At 63.7% G+C, this 17,790-nt stretch carries 13 protein-coding genes and 1 pseudogene; 11 read left to right on the plus strand and 3 right to left on the minus strand.

Going from position 1 to position 17,790, the window contains the following annotated elements:
- Positions 1–162: 162 nt before the first annotated feature.
- Both JQ567_RS04605 and JQ567_RS04610 read left to right on the plus strand, forming a co-directional pair.
- The gene (locus tag JQ567_RS04605; protein WP_212437697.1) at positions 163–681 is read left to right on the plus strand and encodes a hypothetical protein; all 519 of its coding nucleotides are present in this window, start codon (positions 163–165) and stop codon (positions 679–681) included.
- A 141-nt stretch (positions 682–822) separates the two neighbouring features.
- A complete protein-coding gene (locus JQ567_RS04610) occupies positions 823–2,076 on the plus strand; it encodes an MFS transporter (protein ID WP_249165244.1) in 1,254 nt (417 codons plus the stop codon).
- Positions 2,077–2,120: 44 nt separating this feature from the next.
- Here the strand turns inward: JQ567_RS04610 and JQ567_RS04615 are convergent, their stop codons facing one another.
- From JQ567_RS04615 to JQ567_RS04625, 3 genes are all read right to left on the minus strand, one after another.
- Positions 2,121–3,389, minus strand: coding sequence for a pyridoxal phosphate-dependent aminotransferase (locus JQ567_RS04615; RefSeq protein ID WP_249165245.1), 1,269 nt, complete (start codon positions 3,387–3,389; stop codon positions 2,121–2,123).
- 12 nt (positions 3,390–3,401) lie between these two features.
- The gene (locus tag JQ567_RS04620) at positions 3,402–4,958 is read right to left on the minus strand and encodes an aldehyde dehydrogenase family protein (RefSeq protein WP_212437699.1); all 1,557 of its coding nucleotides are present in this window, start codon (positions 4,956–4,958) and stop codon (positions 3,402–3,404) included.
- 253 nt (positions 4,959–5,211) lie between these two features.
- Entirely contained in the window at positions 5,212–6,144 is a 933-nt protein-coding gene (locus JQ567_RS04625) for a LysR family transcriptional regulator (RefSeq protein WP_212032490.1), read from the minus strand.
- Between the two features lie 170 nt (positions 6,145–6,314).
- On the opposite strand from JQ567_RS04625, the gene JQ567_RS04630 reads away from it, so the two are divergent.
- The 9 genes and pseudogenes from JQ567_RS04630 to JQ567_RS04665 all read left to right on the plus strand — a co-directional run bounded on the left by JQ567_RS04630 (position 6,315) and on the right by JQ567_RS04665 (position 17,522).
- Positions 6,315–7,598 (plus strand): FAD-binding oxidoreductase, encoded by a 1,284-nt coding sequence (locus tag JQ567_RS04630; RefSeq protein ID WP_212437910.1) that lies wholly within the window; start codon positions 6,315–6,317, stop codon positions 7,596–7,598.
- A gap of 153 nt (positions 7,599–7,751) precedes the next feature.
- Complete coding sequence (locus tag JQ567_RS04635) at positions 7,752–8,513, plus strand: ABC transporter ATP-binding protein (protein WP_212437700.1); 762 nt, start codon at positions 7,752–7,754, stop codon at positions 8,511–8,513.
- The gene (locus JQ567_RS04640; protein ID WP_212437701.1) at positions 8,506–9,207 is read left to right on the plus strand and encodes an ABC transporter ATP-binding protein; all 702 of its coding nucleotides are present in this window, start codon (positions 8,506–8,508) and stop codon (positions 9,205–9,207) included. Before JQ567_RS04635 ends, JQ567_RS04640 begins: the two co-directional genes overlap by 8 nt.
- A 13-nt stretch (positions 9,208–9,220) precedes the next feature.
- Positions 9,221–10,096, plus strand: a pseudogene (locus JQ567_RS38815) (branched-chain amino acid ABC transporter permease); the annotation flags it as partial.
- Between the two features lie 141 nt (positions 10,097–10,237).
- Positions 10,238–11,134, plus strand: coding sequence for a branched-chain amino acid ABC transporter permease (locus tag JQ567_RS38820; protein ID WP_312017352.1), 897 nt, complete (start codon positions 10,238–10,240; stop codon positions 11,132–11,134).
- 95 nt (positions 11,135–11,229) lie between these two features.
- A complete protein-coding gene (locus JQ567_RS04650; RefSeq protein ID WP_212437703.1) occupies positions 11,230–12,453 on the plus strand; it encodes an ABC transporter substrate-binding protein in 1,224 nt (407 codons plus the stop codon).
- Positions 12,454–12,523: 70 nt separating this feature from the next.
- Positions 12,524–13,186: a helix-turn-helix domain-containing protein gene (locus tag JQ567_RS04655; RefSeq protein WP_212437704.1), complete on the plus strand. Its 663-nt coding sequence runs from the start codon at positions 12,524–12,526 to the stop codon at positions 13,184–13,186.
- Between the two features lie 24 nt (positions 13,187–13,210).
- A complete protein-coding gene (locus JQ567_RS04660; RefSeq protein WP_312017346.1) occupies positions 13,211–14,179 on the plus strand; it encodes an ornithine cyclodeaminase family protein in 969 nt (322 codons plus the stop codon).
- A 25-nt stretch (positions 14,180–14,204) separates the two neighbouring features.
- Positions 14,205–17,522, plus strand: coding sequence for a molybdopterin-dependent oxidoreductase (locus tag JQ567_RS04665; RefSeq protein ID WP_212437705.1), 3,318 nt, complete (start codon positions 14,205–14,207; stop codon positions 17,520–17,522).
- The last annotated feature ends 268 nt before the right edge of the window (positions 17,523–17,790 follow it).

A 17,790-nucleotide genomic window follows, 5' to 3' on the forward strand; every position in this document is an offset into this window, starting at 1 on the left:
ATCTTAAAAATCTAGTTATATCAACCTCTTAGGAAGAGGTTTGGTGCGCGATCCGGCTTTCACGAAGATCGATGCTTGCGATTGGCAGCGGAAATAAGGTGATGCCCATCATCGTGCGGCCGACCAATTTGTCTTGGCCGCTGATCAATCCGACAAGAGCGCTTGGGGCACGCTTCCTCGACTACCAAGATCGGCGAGCCCATTCGCGCGGTGCTGCCGCGCGGCGCAGGCGTAGCAGTCCTCATCCGAAAACCGGAGCGATGCGCCATCCACAAGCTCATTGTCGGATCCCCGCCGGAGGGAGGATCGCGACGCAACCGCAAAGAGTTCGAAGGACCGGCTTCATGCACGATCAATCGTCGAAGCGATGATCGCGAACCGGCAGCATGCAGATCTCGCCTCTGCTCTTACGGAAGCCTGGGCCCGCGGCGATCGCTGGAGGGCGTCGATCCGCACAAGCATCGCGATCTGCTGAAGACTTCCATAGCTCGATCCAAAAAGCTAAGCCGCCTGCTGGAGTCTAGCATCACCGCCTGTCGCCGCGTGCTGTCGCAGGAAGAGCCTAACGAACTGGTGGAGCACCTGCGGGCGGCGCTGCGCGAAATCGAGGCGCTGCCTCCGGTCGAGCAGGCTCCTGGAGTCAGTTGCGGATGCATCCCGGCGATCCGCATGATAGGCTGACTGACATAAAGATAAGCAAACCTTGGGAGGAGAACGATCATGCATCCGACCAGTGCGCAAACGTCTTCGCCGCAATCGCTGGCGTTGGAGAGCGGGGAACTCAAGGCGGTTTTCTCGAAGGTTAGCTGGCGCCTCATCCCGTTGCTGCTGATCGCCTACATGATCGCCTATCTCGATCGCATCAATATCGGCTATGCGCAGCTGCAAATGAAGCAAACTCTGCCGTTCGACGATGCCGTCTACGGCCTGGGCGCGGGAATATTTTTCATCGGATACTTTTTGTTTGAAGTGCCGAGCAACCTTCTCCTGGAGAGGATCGGTGCGCGCAAGACGCTGTTGCGTATCATGGTGCTCTGGGGTCTGACCGCATCGGCCATGATGTTCGTGTCCACGCCGCTGCAGTTCTACGTGTTGCGATTCCTGCTCGGTGTCTTCGAGGCAGGTTTTTTCCCAGGTGTCATTCTGTATTTCACCTATTGGTATCCATCGGTGCGGCGCGGCCAGGTCATTGCGATCTTTATGTCCGCTACCACGATCATTTCCGTGCTTGCCGGACCGCTTTGCGGCGCTACCTTGAAATATTTCGACGGGGTCAGCGGGCTTTACGGTTGGCAATGGCTGTTCCTGGTGCAGGGATTGCCGGCGGTCATTCTTGGGTTCCTGGTGTATTTCCTTCTGGAGGACAAGCCCGCGAACGCCAGCTGGCTCTCGAAGGACGAGAAGAAGCTTCTCGAAGACAGCCTTGCGCATAACGTGACGGGTGTCGAAAGCGAGCCTGCCGGCACGTTCGGCGGCTTGCTGCGGGATCCGAAAGTGTATGCCCTGTCGCTCGTTTATCTGCTCCTGCTGGGTGCTACCTATACGATGGTGTTCTGGCTGCCGACCTTGATTCAGAGCTGGGGGATCAAGGATCTGTTGCTCGTCGGGATCTACGCGGCCATCCCTAACGCAGTCGGTGTCATCGGCATGATCTTGATCGGCCGGCATTCCGACAAGTGGCGCGAGCGGCGCTGGCATTTTGCAGCATGTGTGGTGATTGCTGCGATCGGCCTCTTCGTGACGACGCTGCTGCAGGGCAACCTGGTTGGATCGCTCCTCGCGCTGTCGTTCGCCGTGATCGGGATAGCGTCTGCTACGCCGCTGTTCTTTGCGTTGATCAGCGAATACCTCTCGGTCGGAGCTGCCGCCGGTGGTCTCGCGCTCATCAGCAGTCTCGGCAACCTCGGTCCGGCGATAAGTCCGACGATCAACGGGCTCATTGTCAGGAGCACAGGTGACAATACTTACAGCATGTATTTCGTGATTGCGCTCTACCTTCTGTCCGGGCTGCTCCTGCTCCTGACGATCCGACCGACTTCAATCGCGGGTGTGCCGGCGCCGGTGGCTGCGCACTGACTGAACCTGACAAAAGGCGTTCACGCGAAGGTTTGTGCCTCTGCTCACAACGGATGAGCTAATTCGGCGACCCGCTCGCTGTCCTTGGACAGTTGCGCGGATGCTGCCGCAATGCGCCGGCAGGCCTCCATGAGTTCTGCGGCCGACGTTGCGTAGGAGATGCGGAAGTACGGCGCGAGGCCAAATGCCGAGCCGGGAACGACCGCGACGCCGACGGCCCGCAGCAGATATTCCGCAAAGGCCGTGTCGCTCGTGATGATGCCGCCGTCAGGAGCCTTCTTGCCGATCAGGCCCGCGCAACTGGCGAACGTGTAGAACGCGCCTTCGGGCACGCGGCAGGTGATGCCCTCGATCGCGTTCAACGCGGAAACAACGAGATCGCGGCGCGCCTGGAACGACCTGCAATGATCTCGCACGATCTCCTGCGGACCGTTGAGCGCCTCGACAGCCGCTGCCTGGCTGATCGATGATGGGCAGGACGTCGATTGGCTCTGCACGACAGCCATGGCGCGAATCAGCGCGCGTGGCCCGCCGGCGTAGCCAATGCGCCAGCCGGTCATCGCATAGGCCTTGGAAACACCGTTGACCGTCAGCATGCGGTTGCGAAGCCCCGGTTCGATCGCGGCCGGTGTGACAAAGCGGAAATCGTCGTAGACGATGTGCTCGTAGATGTCGTCAACGATCAGCCAGACGTGCCGGTGTCGCGACAGCACGTCGAGCAGCGGCCGATAGTCAGCCTCGCGGTAGGCAGCTCCGGTGGGATTCGATGGCGAATTCAGCATCACCCAGCGCGTACGTGGCGTGATCGCGGCTTCGAGATCGCCGGCGGTGAGCCGGAAGCCGTTGGCTTCCGAACACGGCACCAGAACCGGCTTGCCGCCTGCAATGAGGACGATGTCGGCGTAGCTCACCCAGAATGGCGCGGGGATGATGACCTCGTCGCCCGGATCGAGACTGGCCATCATCGCATTGTAGAGAACCTGCTTCGCACCGCTTGAAACCGTGATCTCGTCCTGGGCGAACTCAACGCCGTTGTCGCGCCGGAACTTGGCGCGGATGGCGGATTTGAGCTCGGGCGTTCCGTCGAGCGCGGTGTATTTGGTAGAGCCCGCGTGCATGGCGCGCGCCGCCGCTTCCTTGATGTGAGCGGGCGTGTCGAAGTCGGGCTCTCCGGTGCCGAGGATGATGACATCCTTGCCCTCGCGCTTCAGATCGGTGGCGAGGCCGGTAATCTTCAGGATCTCCGACACCCCGACCGACGAAAGCCGGGAGGCCGGGCGGAAATGCGATGATGTCGGAAGCGGCGCGTTCATGGCAATTTCCATTCAATCCACGTCGAACTTGACACCCTGGGCAAGCGGCAGCGTGCGGCCATAGTTGATCGTGTTGGTGGCGCGGCGCATGTAGGCCTTCCAGGCATCCGACCCGGACTCACGTCCGCCGCCGGTTTCTTTCTCGCCGCCGAATGCGCCGCCGATCTCGGCGCCTGAGGGGCCGATGTTCACGTTGGCGATTCCGCAATCGGAGCCGCGCGCCGACAAGAAGGCTTCAGCCTCACGCAGATCGTTGGTGAAGATCGAAGACGATAACCCTTGCGGGACGGCATTGTGCAATTCGATCACGGCATCGAAGTCGCTGTATTTGATGACATAAAGGATCGGCGCAAAAGTCTCGCGCTTGACCGTTCCGGTCTGTCCACCGATCTCGACCAGCGCCGGGCGGACATAGAAGGCCGCGTCTGTGCCCGCGACGGCGACGCGGTCGCCGCCGACGATGGCCGCTCCGGCGGCCTTGGCTTCGCCGAGGGCGCGCTGCATCGATTCATAAGCGAGGCCGTCGATCAGTGGGCCGACCAGATTGCCGGTGAGGGGATTGCCGACGGAAACGGACTGATAGACCTTCTTCAGGCGCGGCACGAAGCTGTCATAGACGCTCTCGTGAACGAACAGGCGACGCAGCGTGGTGCAGCGCTGGCCGGCCGTGCCCATGGCCGCGAAGGCGACGCCGCGCAGCGTCAGGTCGAGATCGGCGGTCGGCGTGACCACCGCCGCATTGTTGCCGCCGAGCTCCAGAATGGCGCGGGCAAAGCGCTGCGCGAGCTTCGGAGCGACTGCGCGTCCCATCGCGGTCGAACCGGTCGCCGAGACCAGGGGAACCCTGGTGTTGTTGACGAGGGCCTCACCGATCTCGCGCCCTCCGACCAGCACGGCAGACAACCCGTCGGGCGCCGCGCCGCCATCGGCCTTGAAGCGCTTCAGGGCGCGGGCGAACAGCGCGTCCGTCGCCAAGGCGGTGAGGGGCGTCTTTTCCGACGGCTTCCAGACGATGCTGTTGCCGCAGACCAGCGCCAGCGCGGCATTCCATGACCAGACCGCGACCGGGAAATTGAACGCCGAGATGATGCCGGTGACACCGAGCGGATGCCAGGTCTCCGCCATCCGGTGCTCGTGGCGCTCGGTGGCGATCGTCAAGCCGTAGAGCTGCCGGGAAAGCCCCACGGCATAGTCGCAAATGTCGATCATCTCCTGCACTTCGCCGAGACCTTCGGACTCGATTTTGCCGGCCTCGATGGAAACCAGCCGGCCGAGCGCGCGCTTGCTGGCGCGCAACTCTTCGCCGAGCAGCCGCACCAGTTCACCGCGCTTGGGAGCAGGGACCAGACGCCATTGCAGGAAAGCCGCATGGGCTTTTTCGATCGCCGAGGTCGCGCCGGCAGCGTCGACCTCCCTGACGTGCGCGACGGTTTCACCGGTGATCGGGGTTCTCGCGACCAGCGTGCCACCGGTATAGCTGACAGGTTCGACACCGAGTTCAATCAGAAGCGCGTCGACGTCGGCCTTGAGCGAGAGGTCTTTGGTTTTGGCGGATTGTTTGTCTGACATGAGGGGCTCTTTCCGAGGGCTCGCGTTGATTTCAGAGAAGGCGGCTGTCAGCGATTGGCTTGAGACGTCACCATCGTTCTCCGTCAGGGGCCGGAAGGCGATGTCCCGCCTTATAGAGAGGACAATGGTCCGGCATTTTCAAACGATAGAAGTTCAATAAGTTATTCCAGCGCCGAATGACCAGGGGCCAAATCCAAAACGGGCTGACAATTGAGGATGAGTCGCAGACCCGACCTCGTCAGAGCGCGACGCTTCAGCGGTCTGGCGCCGTTTCCAGAAGAAGCCATTCCCGGAAGGCAACAAGTGGCGGATGGTACGCCCGGTCGGTCGGCCACACCAGATAATAGGCCTCGGCGCTTTTCATCGGCAGATCGAGGGCGCGCACCAGCTTGCCGGTGCTCAGCTCCTCCTCGATGAGAAACTCGGGAAGCAGCGCGACGCCGAGCCCGGAAATCGCCGCCTGGGAAGCGGTGGCGAACTGGTCCAGCAGCATGCCATGGACGGCATGGGCATCCACGCCGTGCAGCGTCAGCCATTGTTCCCAGGCGTCGGGGCGCGTCGTCAGGTGCAGAAGAGGGGCCTTCCGCAGATCGCTTGCTTGCTTGAAACCATAACGCTCTCGCAGCTCGGCGCTGCAGGCGGGGATCACGGTCTCCGACCGCAGCAACGCCAGTTCACCCCCTTGCCATTCCGGGCGCCCGAAATGGATCGCGGCATCGACGGGCTCCAGTCTGAAGTCGAAATTCGAGAGCCGGGTGACCAGATTGATGGTGATGCCGGGGTTGCCCGCGAGGAATTTGGGAAGCCGCGGCGCCAGCCATCGGGTGCCGAAGGTCGGCAGGATCGCCAGCGTCAGCGTGCCGCCGAACGGATTGGCGCGCAGATTGAGCGAGGCGGTACTGATCTTGCGCAGCGCGTCGCGTATCTCGCGGGCATAGGCGTCGCCGCCCACGGTCAGGCGGATGGTCTGCCGCTCGCGATGAAACAGCTCGACCTCGAGCTGCTCTTCGAGCGCCTTGACCTGACGGCTCACCGCGCCTTGCGTCAGCGACAGCTCTTTTGCCGCGGCCGTGATGCTTCCGGTCCGCGCCGCCGCTTCAAAGGCGGACAGCAGAGGCAGTGAAGGCAAAAAGCGGCGTGGGCCCTGCACATCATTCTCCAGCCGAATGAGGTCTTGATCAAACATGACTTGGCCCGGTGCTGCTGGCAACGCTAGATTACCGCCCGGCCTCGCAGTCACGCAGTCGGCATGTCTTCCAACGGTCAGCATCTTACTTGCCGAATTGGAATGAACCAGTCAACGCGCCTCGAAAAGCCAGACCTTGCGGGCGGCAACAGACGAGGACGTCGCAGACGATGCTAGACAACGCCAGATCCCACGGTCTCTGGGAATTGACCGCACCGGCGGCGCCTGAAACGGCTGAGTTACGCGGATCGATCAAGGTCGATACCGCCATCGTCGGTGGTGGATATACCGGTCTCTCGGCCGCTCTCCATCTCGCCGAGGGCGGTGCCAACGTCGCATTGCTGGAAGCGGTGGAGATCGGCTTCGGCGGGGCCGGCCGGAACGTCGGTCTGGTCAATGCCGGTATGTGGGTGATGCCGGACGTGCTTCCCGACATGCTCGGCGGCGATTACGGCGAGCGTCTTCTCGGACTGCTGGGCGACGCCCCGAAGCTTGTGTTCGATCTCATCGAGCGTCATCGCATCGAATGCGAAGTCGAGCGTGCCGGCACGCTGCATTGCGCCGTCGGTGCCAAAGGGCTGAAGGAGCTGGAGCAGCGCGCGGCTCAGTGGAGCCGCCGCGGCGCGCCGGTGGAGTTGTTGAACGCCGCCGACACCGCAGCGAAAATTGGCTCCTCGGCTTACGCCGGATCGCTGTGGGATCGGCGCGCGGGCACGATCCAGCCGCTGGCCTATGCGCGGGGTCTTGCTCGCATCGCTTTGAATGCCGGCGCGAAGATATTCACCCGTAGCGCAGTTATCTCCGCCGCGCGAATTGGCGGCAAATGGAAGCTGCAAACCGCTGATGGCAGCGTCATCGCCGATCGTGTCATCGTGGCGACCGATGCCTATGCGACGGGCCCTTGGTCCGAAGTTACGATGGAGCAGGTCCACCTGCCTTATTTCAACTTTGCCACCCAGCCGCTGTCCGACAACATCCGTGCGTCCATTCTTCCCGAACGGCAGGGGGCCTGGGACACCAATGAGGTGCTGAGTTCGTTTCGCTTCGACCGTGCCGGCCGCCTCGTGTTCGGAAGCTGCGGCGCGCTGCGTGGGACCGGTGCGGCGGTTCACCGATCCTGGGCAAAGCGGGCGCTCAAGAAGCTTTTCCCGCAAATCGGCGACGTTAGATTCGAATCTGAATGGTACGGCCTGATCGGAATGACCGACGATAACCTGCCGCGATTCCACAAGCTCGCTGAAAACGTGATCGGCTTCAGCGGCTACAACGGGCGCGGCATTGCGCCCGGCACGACCTTCGGGCGCCTGTTGGCGCTCCACGCGCTTGGACAACTCGACGAGAAAGATCTGCCGCTGCCGGCGTCGTCGCCAACCAAGCCCAACTTCCGCAACGCCAAATCGGCATTTTACGAGGTCGGGGCACAGCTCCTTCATCTGGTCCAGGCGCGGCGGTAGGTCCCGTCATCGAATTTCGGAATTCCGAAGAATAGCAAAAGGATCGCATCGGAAATTAGTTGACGATAGGAAACTTTTGATCAAAGGTGGGCGCGCGGTCTGGATCTAATCCGACTCTCCAATCCGGGATCCAGACCTCAGCAAGGTACAGGCATGACGGATGGCGCCGTATACGCTCTGGAAACCCGCGGCCTCAGCCGCGAGTTCGGCGGCTTCTTCGCTGTCAATAGCGTCAACTTCCGCCTTGCCCGCAACAGCATGCACGCCGTCATCGGCCCCAACGGGGCTGGCAAGACCACCCTGTTCAACCTTCTGACGAAATACCTTCCGCCTTCGGCCGGTACGATCCTGCATGACGGTCATGATGTCACCCGCCTCAGCATGCCGGCGATGGCCAAGCGCAGCGTAGTGCGCTCCTTCCAGATATCGGCGGTGTTCGCCGGACTGACCGTCCGCGAGAACATCGAGCTCGCTTTGCTGCCCGAGAACGGACTCGCCTGGAATCTGCTCGGCCGGATTTCCCGCCATCGTGGTGTGCTGGATCGCGCCGATGCGTTGCTCGCGCGCTTCGGCCTGTCGGAATATGCCGAGACGATGGCGGGCAGTCTTTCCTATGGCCGCAAGCGCGTGCTCGAACTGGCGACGACGCTTGCGCTCGAACCCAAGGTGTTGCTGCTCGACGAGCCGATGGCGGGGCTCGGCCACGAAGATATCGGGCGCGTGACGCAATTGATCCGCGAGGCCGGCCGGGGCCGCACGGTGCTGCTGGTCGAGCACAACATGAATGTGGTTGCCGAACTCGCCGACACGATCACCGTGATGGTGCGCGGCGAAGTGCTGGCGGAAGGAAGCTATGCGGAGGTCTCCTCGCGCGCCGACGTGATGGCCGCCTATACGGGGCAGGCGCATGCCTGAGACCCTCACGGTCGGCAACCTCGAGGCCTGGTACGGCGAGTCCAAGGTCCTGCACGGAATGGATTTCAGTGTCAGGGCGGGCGAGGTGGTGACGCTGCTCGGCCGCAACGGCGCCGGCAAGACCACGACGCTGAAGGCGATCATGGGCCTGCTCGACAAGCGTTCGGGTTCGATCGCGTTCAACGGCCGTGAGATCATCGGCGCCGCGCTCTATGACATCGCGCGCAAGGGTATCGCTTTCTGCCCGGAGGAGCGCGGCAACTTTGCGAGCCTGAGCGTGCGCGAAAACCTGCTGCTGCCGCCGAAGGTCGCTGCCGGCGGCATGACGGTCGCGCAGATCCTTGAGCTGTTTCCGAACCTGAAGGAGCGGCTCGACAGTCAGGGCACGAAGCTGTCCGGCGGCGAGCAACAGATGCTGGCGCTCGGGCGCATCCTGCATACCGGCGCGCGCATCCTGCTGCTCGACGAGCCGACCGAGGGCCTGGCTCCCGTCATCATCCGCCAGATCGGCCGCACCATCACCGAACTGAAGACGCTCGGCTTCACCATTCTCCTGGTCGAGCAGAATGTCGGCTTCGCCGCCGGCCTCGCCGACCGGCACTACATCGTCGAACTCGGCCGCATCGTCGAGGAAATCCCGGGTGCGGCGTTCGAAGGCAAGCTCGGTTCGCTCAAAAGCTATCTCGGACTCTGACCGAAAGGGCATCATGACCACCATCCTTGGCGTCCCTTCCGCGGTCCTCTATGGCCAGCTCCTGCTCGGGCTGATCAACGGCGCCTTCTACGCCATGCTGAGCCTCGGCCTCGCGGTGATCTTCGGCATGATGAACATCGTGAACTTCGCCCACGGGGCGCAGTACATGATGGGTGCGATGGGCGCATGGTTTCTGCTCAATTATCTCGGCATCGGCTATTGGTGGGCGCTGATCCTGGCTCCGCTCGCCGTCGGCGCGATCGGCATCGTGATCGAGATGCTGCTGCTGCGACGCCTTTACAAGCTCGACCATCTCTACGGCATGCTGCTCACCTTCGGTCTCGCATTGATGGTGCAGGGCATGTTCAGCGACTGGTTCGGCTCTTCGGGCCAGCCCTATTCGATTCCGCAGGCGCTGATGGGTGGCAGCCATCTCGGCTTCATGTTCCTGCCGAACTACCGGGCCTGGGTGATCGCCGCTTCGGTCGTGATCTGCCTCGGCACCTGGTACGTGGTCGAGCGGACCAAGCTTGGCGCCTATCTGCGCGCCGCGACCGAAAACCCGATGCTGGTTCAGGCTTTCGGTATCCGCGTCCCGCGCATGATCACGCTGACCTACGGCGCCGGCGTTGCGCTCGCCGCGCTGGCGGGCGTCCTGGCCGCGCCGATCTACCAGGTCAGCCCGCTGATGGGAGCCGATCTCTTGATCGTCGTCTTTGCGGTGGTGGTGATCGGTGGCATGGGGTCGATCATGGGCTCGATCCTGACCGGCTTCCTCGTCGGCATCATCGAGGGCCTGACGAAGGCCTTCTATCCCGAAGCCTCGACGACGGTCGTCTTCGTGGTGATGGCGGTGGTGCTGCTGATCCGCCCGGCCGGCCTGTTCGGATCGAAGCCCGAGGCCGCGCAGGGGCAACCGCAGTCCAGCCTGTCGGTGCCGGCGCCGCCAGTGCGTACGCAGAACCTGATCTTCCTGACGGTCGCCGCCTGCCTCGCGGCCGCGCCGATCGTCGTTTATCCCGGCTTCATGATGAAGGCGATGATCTTCGCGCTGTTCGCCTGCGCCTTCAACCTGGTCGCCGGCTATGGGCGGCTGGTCTCGTTCGGCCACGCCATGTTCCTGGGCTCGGCCGGCTATGTCTGCGGCCATGTTGCGAAGATCTGGGGGCTGCCCCCTGAACTCGCCATTCTGGCCGGAACGGCAACCGCGGCCACGCTTGGCTTTGTCTCGGGCTGGCTCGCCATCCGCCGCAGCGGCATCTACTTCGCCATGGTGACGCTGGCTTTCGCGCAGATGGTCTATTTCGTCGCGCTGCAGGCGCCTTTCACCGGCGGCGAGGACGGGCTGCAGGCGATTCCGCGTGGCATGCTGTTCGGGCTGATCGACCTTTCGCGGCCGGCGAACCTCTACACGTTCGTGCTGGCGATATTTCTCGGCGGTTTCTTCCTGATCATGCGCCTGGTCGGCTCGCCGTTCGGGCGCGTGCTGAAGGCGATCAGCGATCACGACGCCCGCGCGCAGTCGCTCGGCTTCGATACGAGCCGCTACAAGCTCGTTGCCTTCACGCTCTCGGCGGCGCTCGCCGGCCTCGCGGGTTCGACCAAGGCGATCGTCAGCCAGATCGCCAGCCTGACCGACGTGCACTGGTCGATGTCGGGCGAAGTATTGCTGATGACGTTTCTCGGCGGCGTCGGCACGCTCTACGGCCCACTCGTCGGCGCCTTCATCGTCGTCGCCATGCAGAACTATCTGGCGGCATTCGGACAATGGGTCACCGTCATTCACGGCCTGATCTTCGTCGTCTGCGTGCTCGCCTTCCGGCGCGGCATCGTCGGCGAACTGATCGAGTTCTGGCATCGCCGGCGCCGGGCACCAGCGGCGACACAAGCCGTGCTTCGCAAAGTGGCCGTCGCGACGAAGGAATGAAACGTCTCGATAAGAAACTTCGTCATCCGGGGAAGTGGAACAGGACCGAACCAAACCCCGCTCGGAAGAGCGGATCTGACAACAGGGGATAGATCATGCGAAAGATGCCTTCCAGACTCTTGTGTGGTGTAGCCGCCGCGCTCTGCCTCGGCGCCATCGCCGGCCAGGCCGCAGCCCAGGTCAGCGACGACGTCGTCAAGATCGGTGTGCTGACCGACATGTCCGGCCAGTATTCCGACCTGAACGGGCCAGGCTCGCTGCTGGCGGCGCAGATGGCGGCAGCGGACTTCGGCGGCAAGGTTTTGGGCAAGCCGATCGAAATCATCGGCGCCGACCATCTTCAGAAGGCCGACGTCGGCGTCGGCATCGCCCGGCGCTGGATCGAGAACGAGAAGGTCGACGCGATCTCTGACGTCACCAACAGCGCCATCGCGCTTGCGGTACAGCAGTTGACGCGCGAGACCAACCGCGTGGCGCTGTTCGCGTCGCCCGGCACGACGGACCTGACCGGCAAGCAGTGCTCGCCCACCGGCTTCCACTGGGTCTACGACAATTATTCAAACGCGGTCGGACCGCTGAAGGCGCTGATCGACAAGGGCAACGATACGTTCTTCATCGTCACCGCCGATTTCGCCTTCGGGCATTCGCTCGAGAAGATCGCGAGCGAAGCGATCAAGGCGAATGGCGGCAAGGTCCTGGGCAACGTCCGCCATCCCTTCGGCGCAGCCGATCTCTCGTCGTTCCTGCTGCCGGCGCAGGCATCGAAAGCAAAGGTCATCCTGCTGGCCACCGCCGGCAAGGATATGACGACGGCGATCAAGCAGGCCAACGAGTTCGGCATCATCGCGGGCGGGCAGGCCATCGCCGCGCCGGTCGTGTTCATTACCGATGTCAACGCCCTCGGCCTGCCGACCGCGCAGGGCATCTCGTTTGTCGAGGGTTTCTACTGGGACCAGAACGACGAGACGCGCGCCTTCGCCAAGCGCTTCTTCGAGACCCGCAAGGCCATGCCGACGTCGGTGCAGGCCGGCGTCTATTCCTCGATCACGCACTATCTCAAGGCGATCCAGGCCGCGGGTACCGATGAGGCCAAGGCCGTAGCCGCCAAGATGCGCGAGCTGCCGGTCAACGACTTCTTCGCCAAGGACGGCAAGGTGCGCGAGGACGGCCGTATGGTCCACAACATGCTGCTGGTCCAGGTCAAGAAACCTTCCGAATCGAAGCAGCCATGGGACTACTATAATGTCCTGGCGACCGTTCCCGGCGAGCAGGCCTTCCAGTCTCTTGCCCAAAGCGAATGTCCGCTCGTCAAGAAGTGAGGCAAGGTCCCGGCGGCGACGGCCGCCGCCGGGACCTTACTTCCGCGATAAAAAAAGGGAGAGAGCCGCGATGAAGAAGACTGCGACGCGATCGTCGCTGAGGGAGGCCACGGCAACAGTGGTTGTGCCGGCCCGTTTCTCGGCCGACGCCGCGCCGGCCGAGGGAAGCGATGACCTCGGTCACAGGTTGAAGCGCGTACGGATCGACAAGGGGTGGACGCTGAAAGAGGTCAGCGAGCGCACCGGCGTCGCGCGCTCGACCCTGTCGAAGATCGAGAACGGCCAGATGTCGCCGACCTACGACGTGCTGCAGAAGATCACGCGCGGCGTCGATCTCGACATCGTCGAGCTGTTCGATCAGCGTCGCCAGAATGCGCCGTTCGGCCGCCGCAGCGTCACGCGCAGCGGCGAGGGCAAGCCGCACCGCACCGACACCTATGATTACGAGGTGTTGGCGACCGACCTTTCGCAAAAGCATATCCTGCCTTTCAAGGCGCGGATCAGGGCGCGCAGCCTTGACGAGTTCCCCGGCTGGGTGCGTCACGAGGGCGAGGAGTTCCTGTGCGTTTTGTCCGGCTCTGTCCAGGTCTTCACGGAATTCTACGCTCCCGTTACGCTCGGGGTCGGCGACAGCACCTATTTCGACAGCAAGATGGGCCACGCCATCGTGTCGCTCAGCAAGGAAGATGCCGAGGTCATCTGGATCTGCACCGGCATCACCGCACTCTCATGATATTGTAAGACAGGAATTAACCCGATGCTGCGCAGCTACTCCGCTGCCGACGTCCATGCCGCGCTCGGCTATCCCGAGCTGATCGAGGCATTGCGCGAGGCTTTCAAGCGCGACGGCGAGCCGATGCCGTTGCGGCAGGCCTATGAAGTCGGCGTCGATGGAGCGCCGGCTCGTCTCCTGACGATGCCGGCCTGGATCCGCGGCGAAGCCGTCGGCGTCAAGCTCGTCACGGTGTTTCCGCAGAATGCCGAGCGCGGTCTCGGTGCGGTGTCGTCGCTTTATTTCCTGCTCGACGGTCAGACCGGCCAGCCACGCGCGACGATCGACGGCGAGGCGCTGACCAATCGCCGCACGGCTGCTGCTTCGGCGCTCGCCTCCGGCTATCTGTCGCGCGCGGACAGCCGCACCCTGCTTATCGTCGGAACCGGCCATGTTGCGCGTCATCTCGCCGCCGCTCACCGCGCCGTGCGTCCGATCGAGAAGGTGATGGTATGGGGACGCAATCCGGAGCGCGCGCGGGCTCTGGCCGACGCGCTTGTCCGGCAGGGCGCGAATGCAGTTCCGGTGACCGACCTTGACCTCGCTTTGCCGCAGGCCGACATCGTGAGCTGCGCCACGACGTCGACGGAACCTCTGGTCAAAGGCGCGCTGCTGCGGGCTGGAACCCATCTCGACCTGGTCGGTGCCTTTACGCCGCAGATGCGCGAAAGCGATGACGCGGCCATTTCGCGCAGCCGCGTCTTCATCGATACCTATCCTGGCGCGCTCGCCGAAGCGGGAGACCTGCTGCAACCGATCGCCGCCGGAACCTGGAGCGCCGACAGGATCTGCGGCGATCTCCATGAACTGACAAGTGGCGCGAAAGCCGGCCGCCTTGATCGCAACGAAATCACCCTGTTCAAATCGGTCGGCGCGGCGATTGAGGATCTTGCGGCCGCGAGCCTGCTGGTGAACGAGGCCAATCCGAACTCACGCGCGCAGCCTCCCGAGTGAGGCTGTGCGGCAACGAGGCCTGACTATGTCGACGCAGGAAAAGCCTGGCTTCTGCACGCTCTGCCGCTCCCGCTGCGGCACGATCAATGTCGTCGAGAATGACAGGCTCGTTGCGGTGCGGCCGAACCCGGCCCATCCGACCGGCAAGGCGCTATGCCCAAAGGGCAGGGCCGCGCCGGAGATCGCGCATTCAGCCCGCCGCCTGAAGACGCCATTGCGACGCACCGCGCCGAAGGGCGCGGCCGATCCGGGCTTCGTGCCGATTTCCTGGGACGAGGCGCTGACCGAGATCGCCGAGCGGCTGGGGCGCTACCGGGAAGAAAGCGGGCCGGAATCGGTCGCGTTCGCGGTAACCTCCGGCTCTTCGTCGTCGACATCAGACAGCCTCGACTGGATCCAGCGCTTCATCCGCGGCTTCGGCAGCCCGAACAATTGCTTCTCCACCGAGATCTGCAATTGGCACAAGGACCACGCCCACGCCTTCACCTTCGGGTGCGGCCTGCCCACGGCGGATTATCGCAATTCCGAACTGATCCTGCTCTGGGGCCACAACCCCGCCAATGTCTGGCTTGCCCAGGCAGAAGCAATCAGCGCCGCGCGGGCGAGGGGCGCCAGGCTTGCGGTGATCGATCCGCGCCGGACCGGCTCGGCGCGCGATGCCGATCTGTGGATGCGGATCCGTCCCGGCACCGATGCCGCGCTGGCGCTCGGCCTCGCGCGCTGCCTCATCGTCAACCGCGCCTACGACGCCGATTTCGTGCGGCACTGGAGCAACGCTGCCTTCCTGATCCGCGATAGCGACGGTTGCTTCCTGGGCGCCGGCGATATCGGGCTTGAAGGCGACGGCTTTCTGGTCTGGGATGCGGTCGCGGGTAAAGCAGCGCCGGCCGAGAGCGGGCTCGCGACAGCCGCGCTCGAAGGATGCTTCGATGTCGTCGGCCCTCAAGGCCCGATCGCCTGCCGCACCGGTTTCGATCATTATGTCGCGGCAGCCGAACCCTACGATCCCGCGACGGTCGAGCGCATCACCGGGATCCCGGCGGCGCAAGTTGAGGAACTCGCGGCCACGATCTCGAAGGCATCATCGGTCTGCTATCACGGCTGGACCGGGCTCGGACAGCACACCAATGCCTCCCAGACCGAACGCGCGGTCGCCACGCTCTATGCATTGACCGGCCATTTCGATGCACCGGGCGGCAATGTCAGGATGCCGAGCCTTCCGGTGCCGTCGCTGCATTCCATGGCGATGATCCCGCCGGAGACGCGCGCACGCACGCTCGGACTGTCGGAGCGGCCGCTTGGGCCGCCGGCCGACGGCTGGATCACCTCCAGCGATTTCTACGACGCTGCGCTGACCGAAAAACCCTACCGCGTGCGCGCGCTGTTCGCGTTCGGCTCCAATTTGCTGGTATCGCATCCGGCGCCGGAGCGCGGACGAGAGGCGCTGAAGGCGCTCGACTTCCAGGTCCATTGCGATCTGTTCCTGAACCCGACAGCCGAGATGGCTGATATCGTGCTGCCGGTGTCAAGCCCGTGGGAGCACGAGGCGTTGCGCCTCGGCTTCGAAATCTCGCCCGAGGCGCAGGAATTGGTGCAGCTCCGTCCGCAGATGATTCCGCGACAGGGCGAGGCCCGTTCGGATATGTGGATCGTCTTCCAGCTCGCCAAGCGGCTCGGCATGAGCGAACTGTTCTTTGGCGGCGATGTCGAGAAGGGGTTTGAGCATCTGCTCGCCCCGCTCGGCCTCGATCTCGAAACGCTGCGGGCCAGGCCCGAAGGCATTCGCGTGCCGCTCGAGCATGGCCATCGAAAATACCAGACGACCGGTTTTGCCACGCAGACCGGCAAGGCCGAGCTCTATTCGGAACTGCTGCATCGCCACGGCTATCCGGCGGTCCCGCGTTTCATCGAGCCGGCCGAGCGCCGCGATGAAGCGTTTCCGCTGACGCTGTTTTCCGCCAATAGCGGTTATTTCTGCCACAGCCAGCATCGCGGCATCAATGCGCTGCGCCGCAAGCGCGCCGAGCCGACCGCTGAGATCCATCCAGAACTCGCCCGCCGCAAGAATATCCTGGAGGGCGACTGGATGTTGGTGCGCAGTCGTAAGGGCACGATCCGGATCCGCGTCGCTTTCAACGACGCGCTCGCGCAGGACGTGGTGGCGAGCGACTATGGCTGGTGGCAGCCTGCGCCGGATCTCGGCCTGCCGGGCTATTTGCCGGACGAGACGCGGCTCGTCGGCGCGAGCTTCAACGCCATCATCTCGGAACACGGGCGTGATCCGCTCAGCGGATCGCTGGCGCTGCGCTCCTTTACCTGCGACGTCGAACGTGACGAGAGCACCGCCTGGCAGGGCTGGCGCTCATTCGTCGTCGCGGAGCGCTGCGAGGAATGTGCCGATGTGGTGGGGCTGACATTACGGCCAGTCGATGGTGGGGCACTTCCGGCATTCCGGCCGGGCCAGTATGTCGGCGTCCGGATTGGCGAGGCGATCCGCTCGTATTCGCTCACCGGGGCAGCGATCGCGGCACCCGATGCCTATCGTATCGGTGTCAGACACATCGAGGGCGGGCAGGTGTCGACGGCGATCAGGCACGATCTCGCACCTGATGACACCGTCGAATTGCAGTCACCGAAGGGTGGCTTTGTGCTGCCGCTGCGCAACGAGTTTCCGGTCGTCTTGATCGCCGGCGGCATCGGCATCACGCCGTTCCTGTCCTATCTCGACACGCTCGAGGGCGCCGCCGACGAGCCACAGGTCACGCTGCATTATGGCTGCCGGGATGGCGCAAGCCGCCCGTTCCATCATCGGCTCGAAGCGCTGCGGCAGCGGCTGCCGAATCTCACGCTGGTCACGCATCTGACCCGCCCACGGAGCGGCGACCGTTTTGATCGGCTGGGCCGGTTCACCGTCGCGGATATCGACACGGAATTGCTGCGCAAGCGTGCGCGCTTCTACATGTGCGCGTCGGATGCGATGATGGAGGAGGTCGGCGCGGACCTGCAGGCGCGCGGCGTACCAGTCTTCGAGATTTTCAAGGAGCGCTTCCGCTCGCCCGCGCCGCCCGCGCTCGACGGCCTGATGTCGCGCCAAATTCATTTTGCCCGCTCGGGACGCACATTGATCTGGTCGCCGCAGGCGCCGCTGGCCAGCATTCTCGCGGTGGCGGAAGCCGCTGGCATTGCGATTCCGAGCGGCTGCCGTGTCGGCCAATGCGAGAGCTGCGCCGTGCCGGTGAAGACCGGCGAGGTTCGCCATCTCGTCGATTGTTCGGAGTTGGATGAGGGGCATTGCCTGACCTGTCAGGCCGTTCCCCTTTCCGACCTCGTCATCGACGCATGACTCAAGGCATCTGGGCACTACGTCCCACTTCGATGCTGGTCCGGCGGTTGATGCTTGGTCAATAGCAAGACCGACGCCTCCGACCATCAGCCCATCCTTTGACTGATGGAGCAAGTTGCTCGCCACTCCTGCGATATTGTGGGGTCTTCAAGGCCAACGCGCCGCCGCGCTCCCGGTCGATTGCGCCGTGCACCACCGTACGCTGACCAGCCGGGCTTGAGCACGAGTGCCCCCGCAACAAAATCCCTATACCCGGCCCCCCCTTTCA

This window comes from Bradyrhizobium sp. AUGA SZCCT0431 (genome assembly GCF_018131065.1).
Taxonomy (GTDB): domain Bacteria; phylum Pseudomonadota; class Alphaproteobacteria; order Rhizobiales; family Xanthobacteraceae; genus Bradyrhizobium.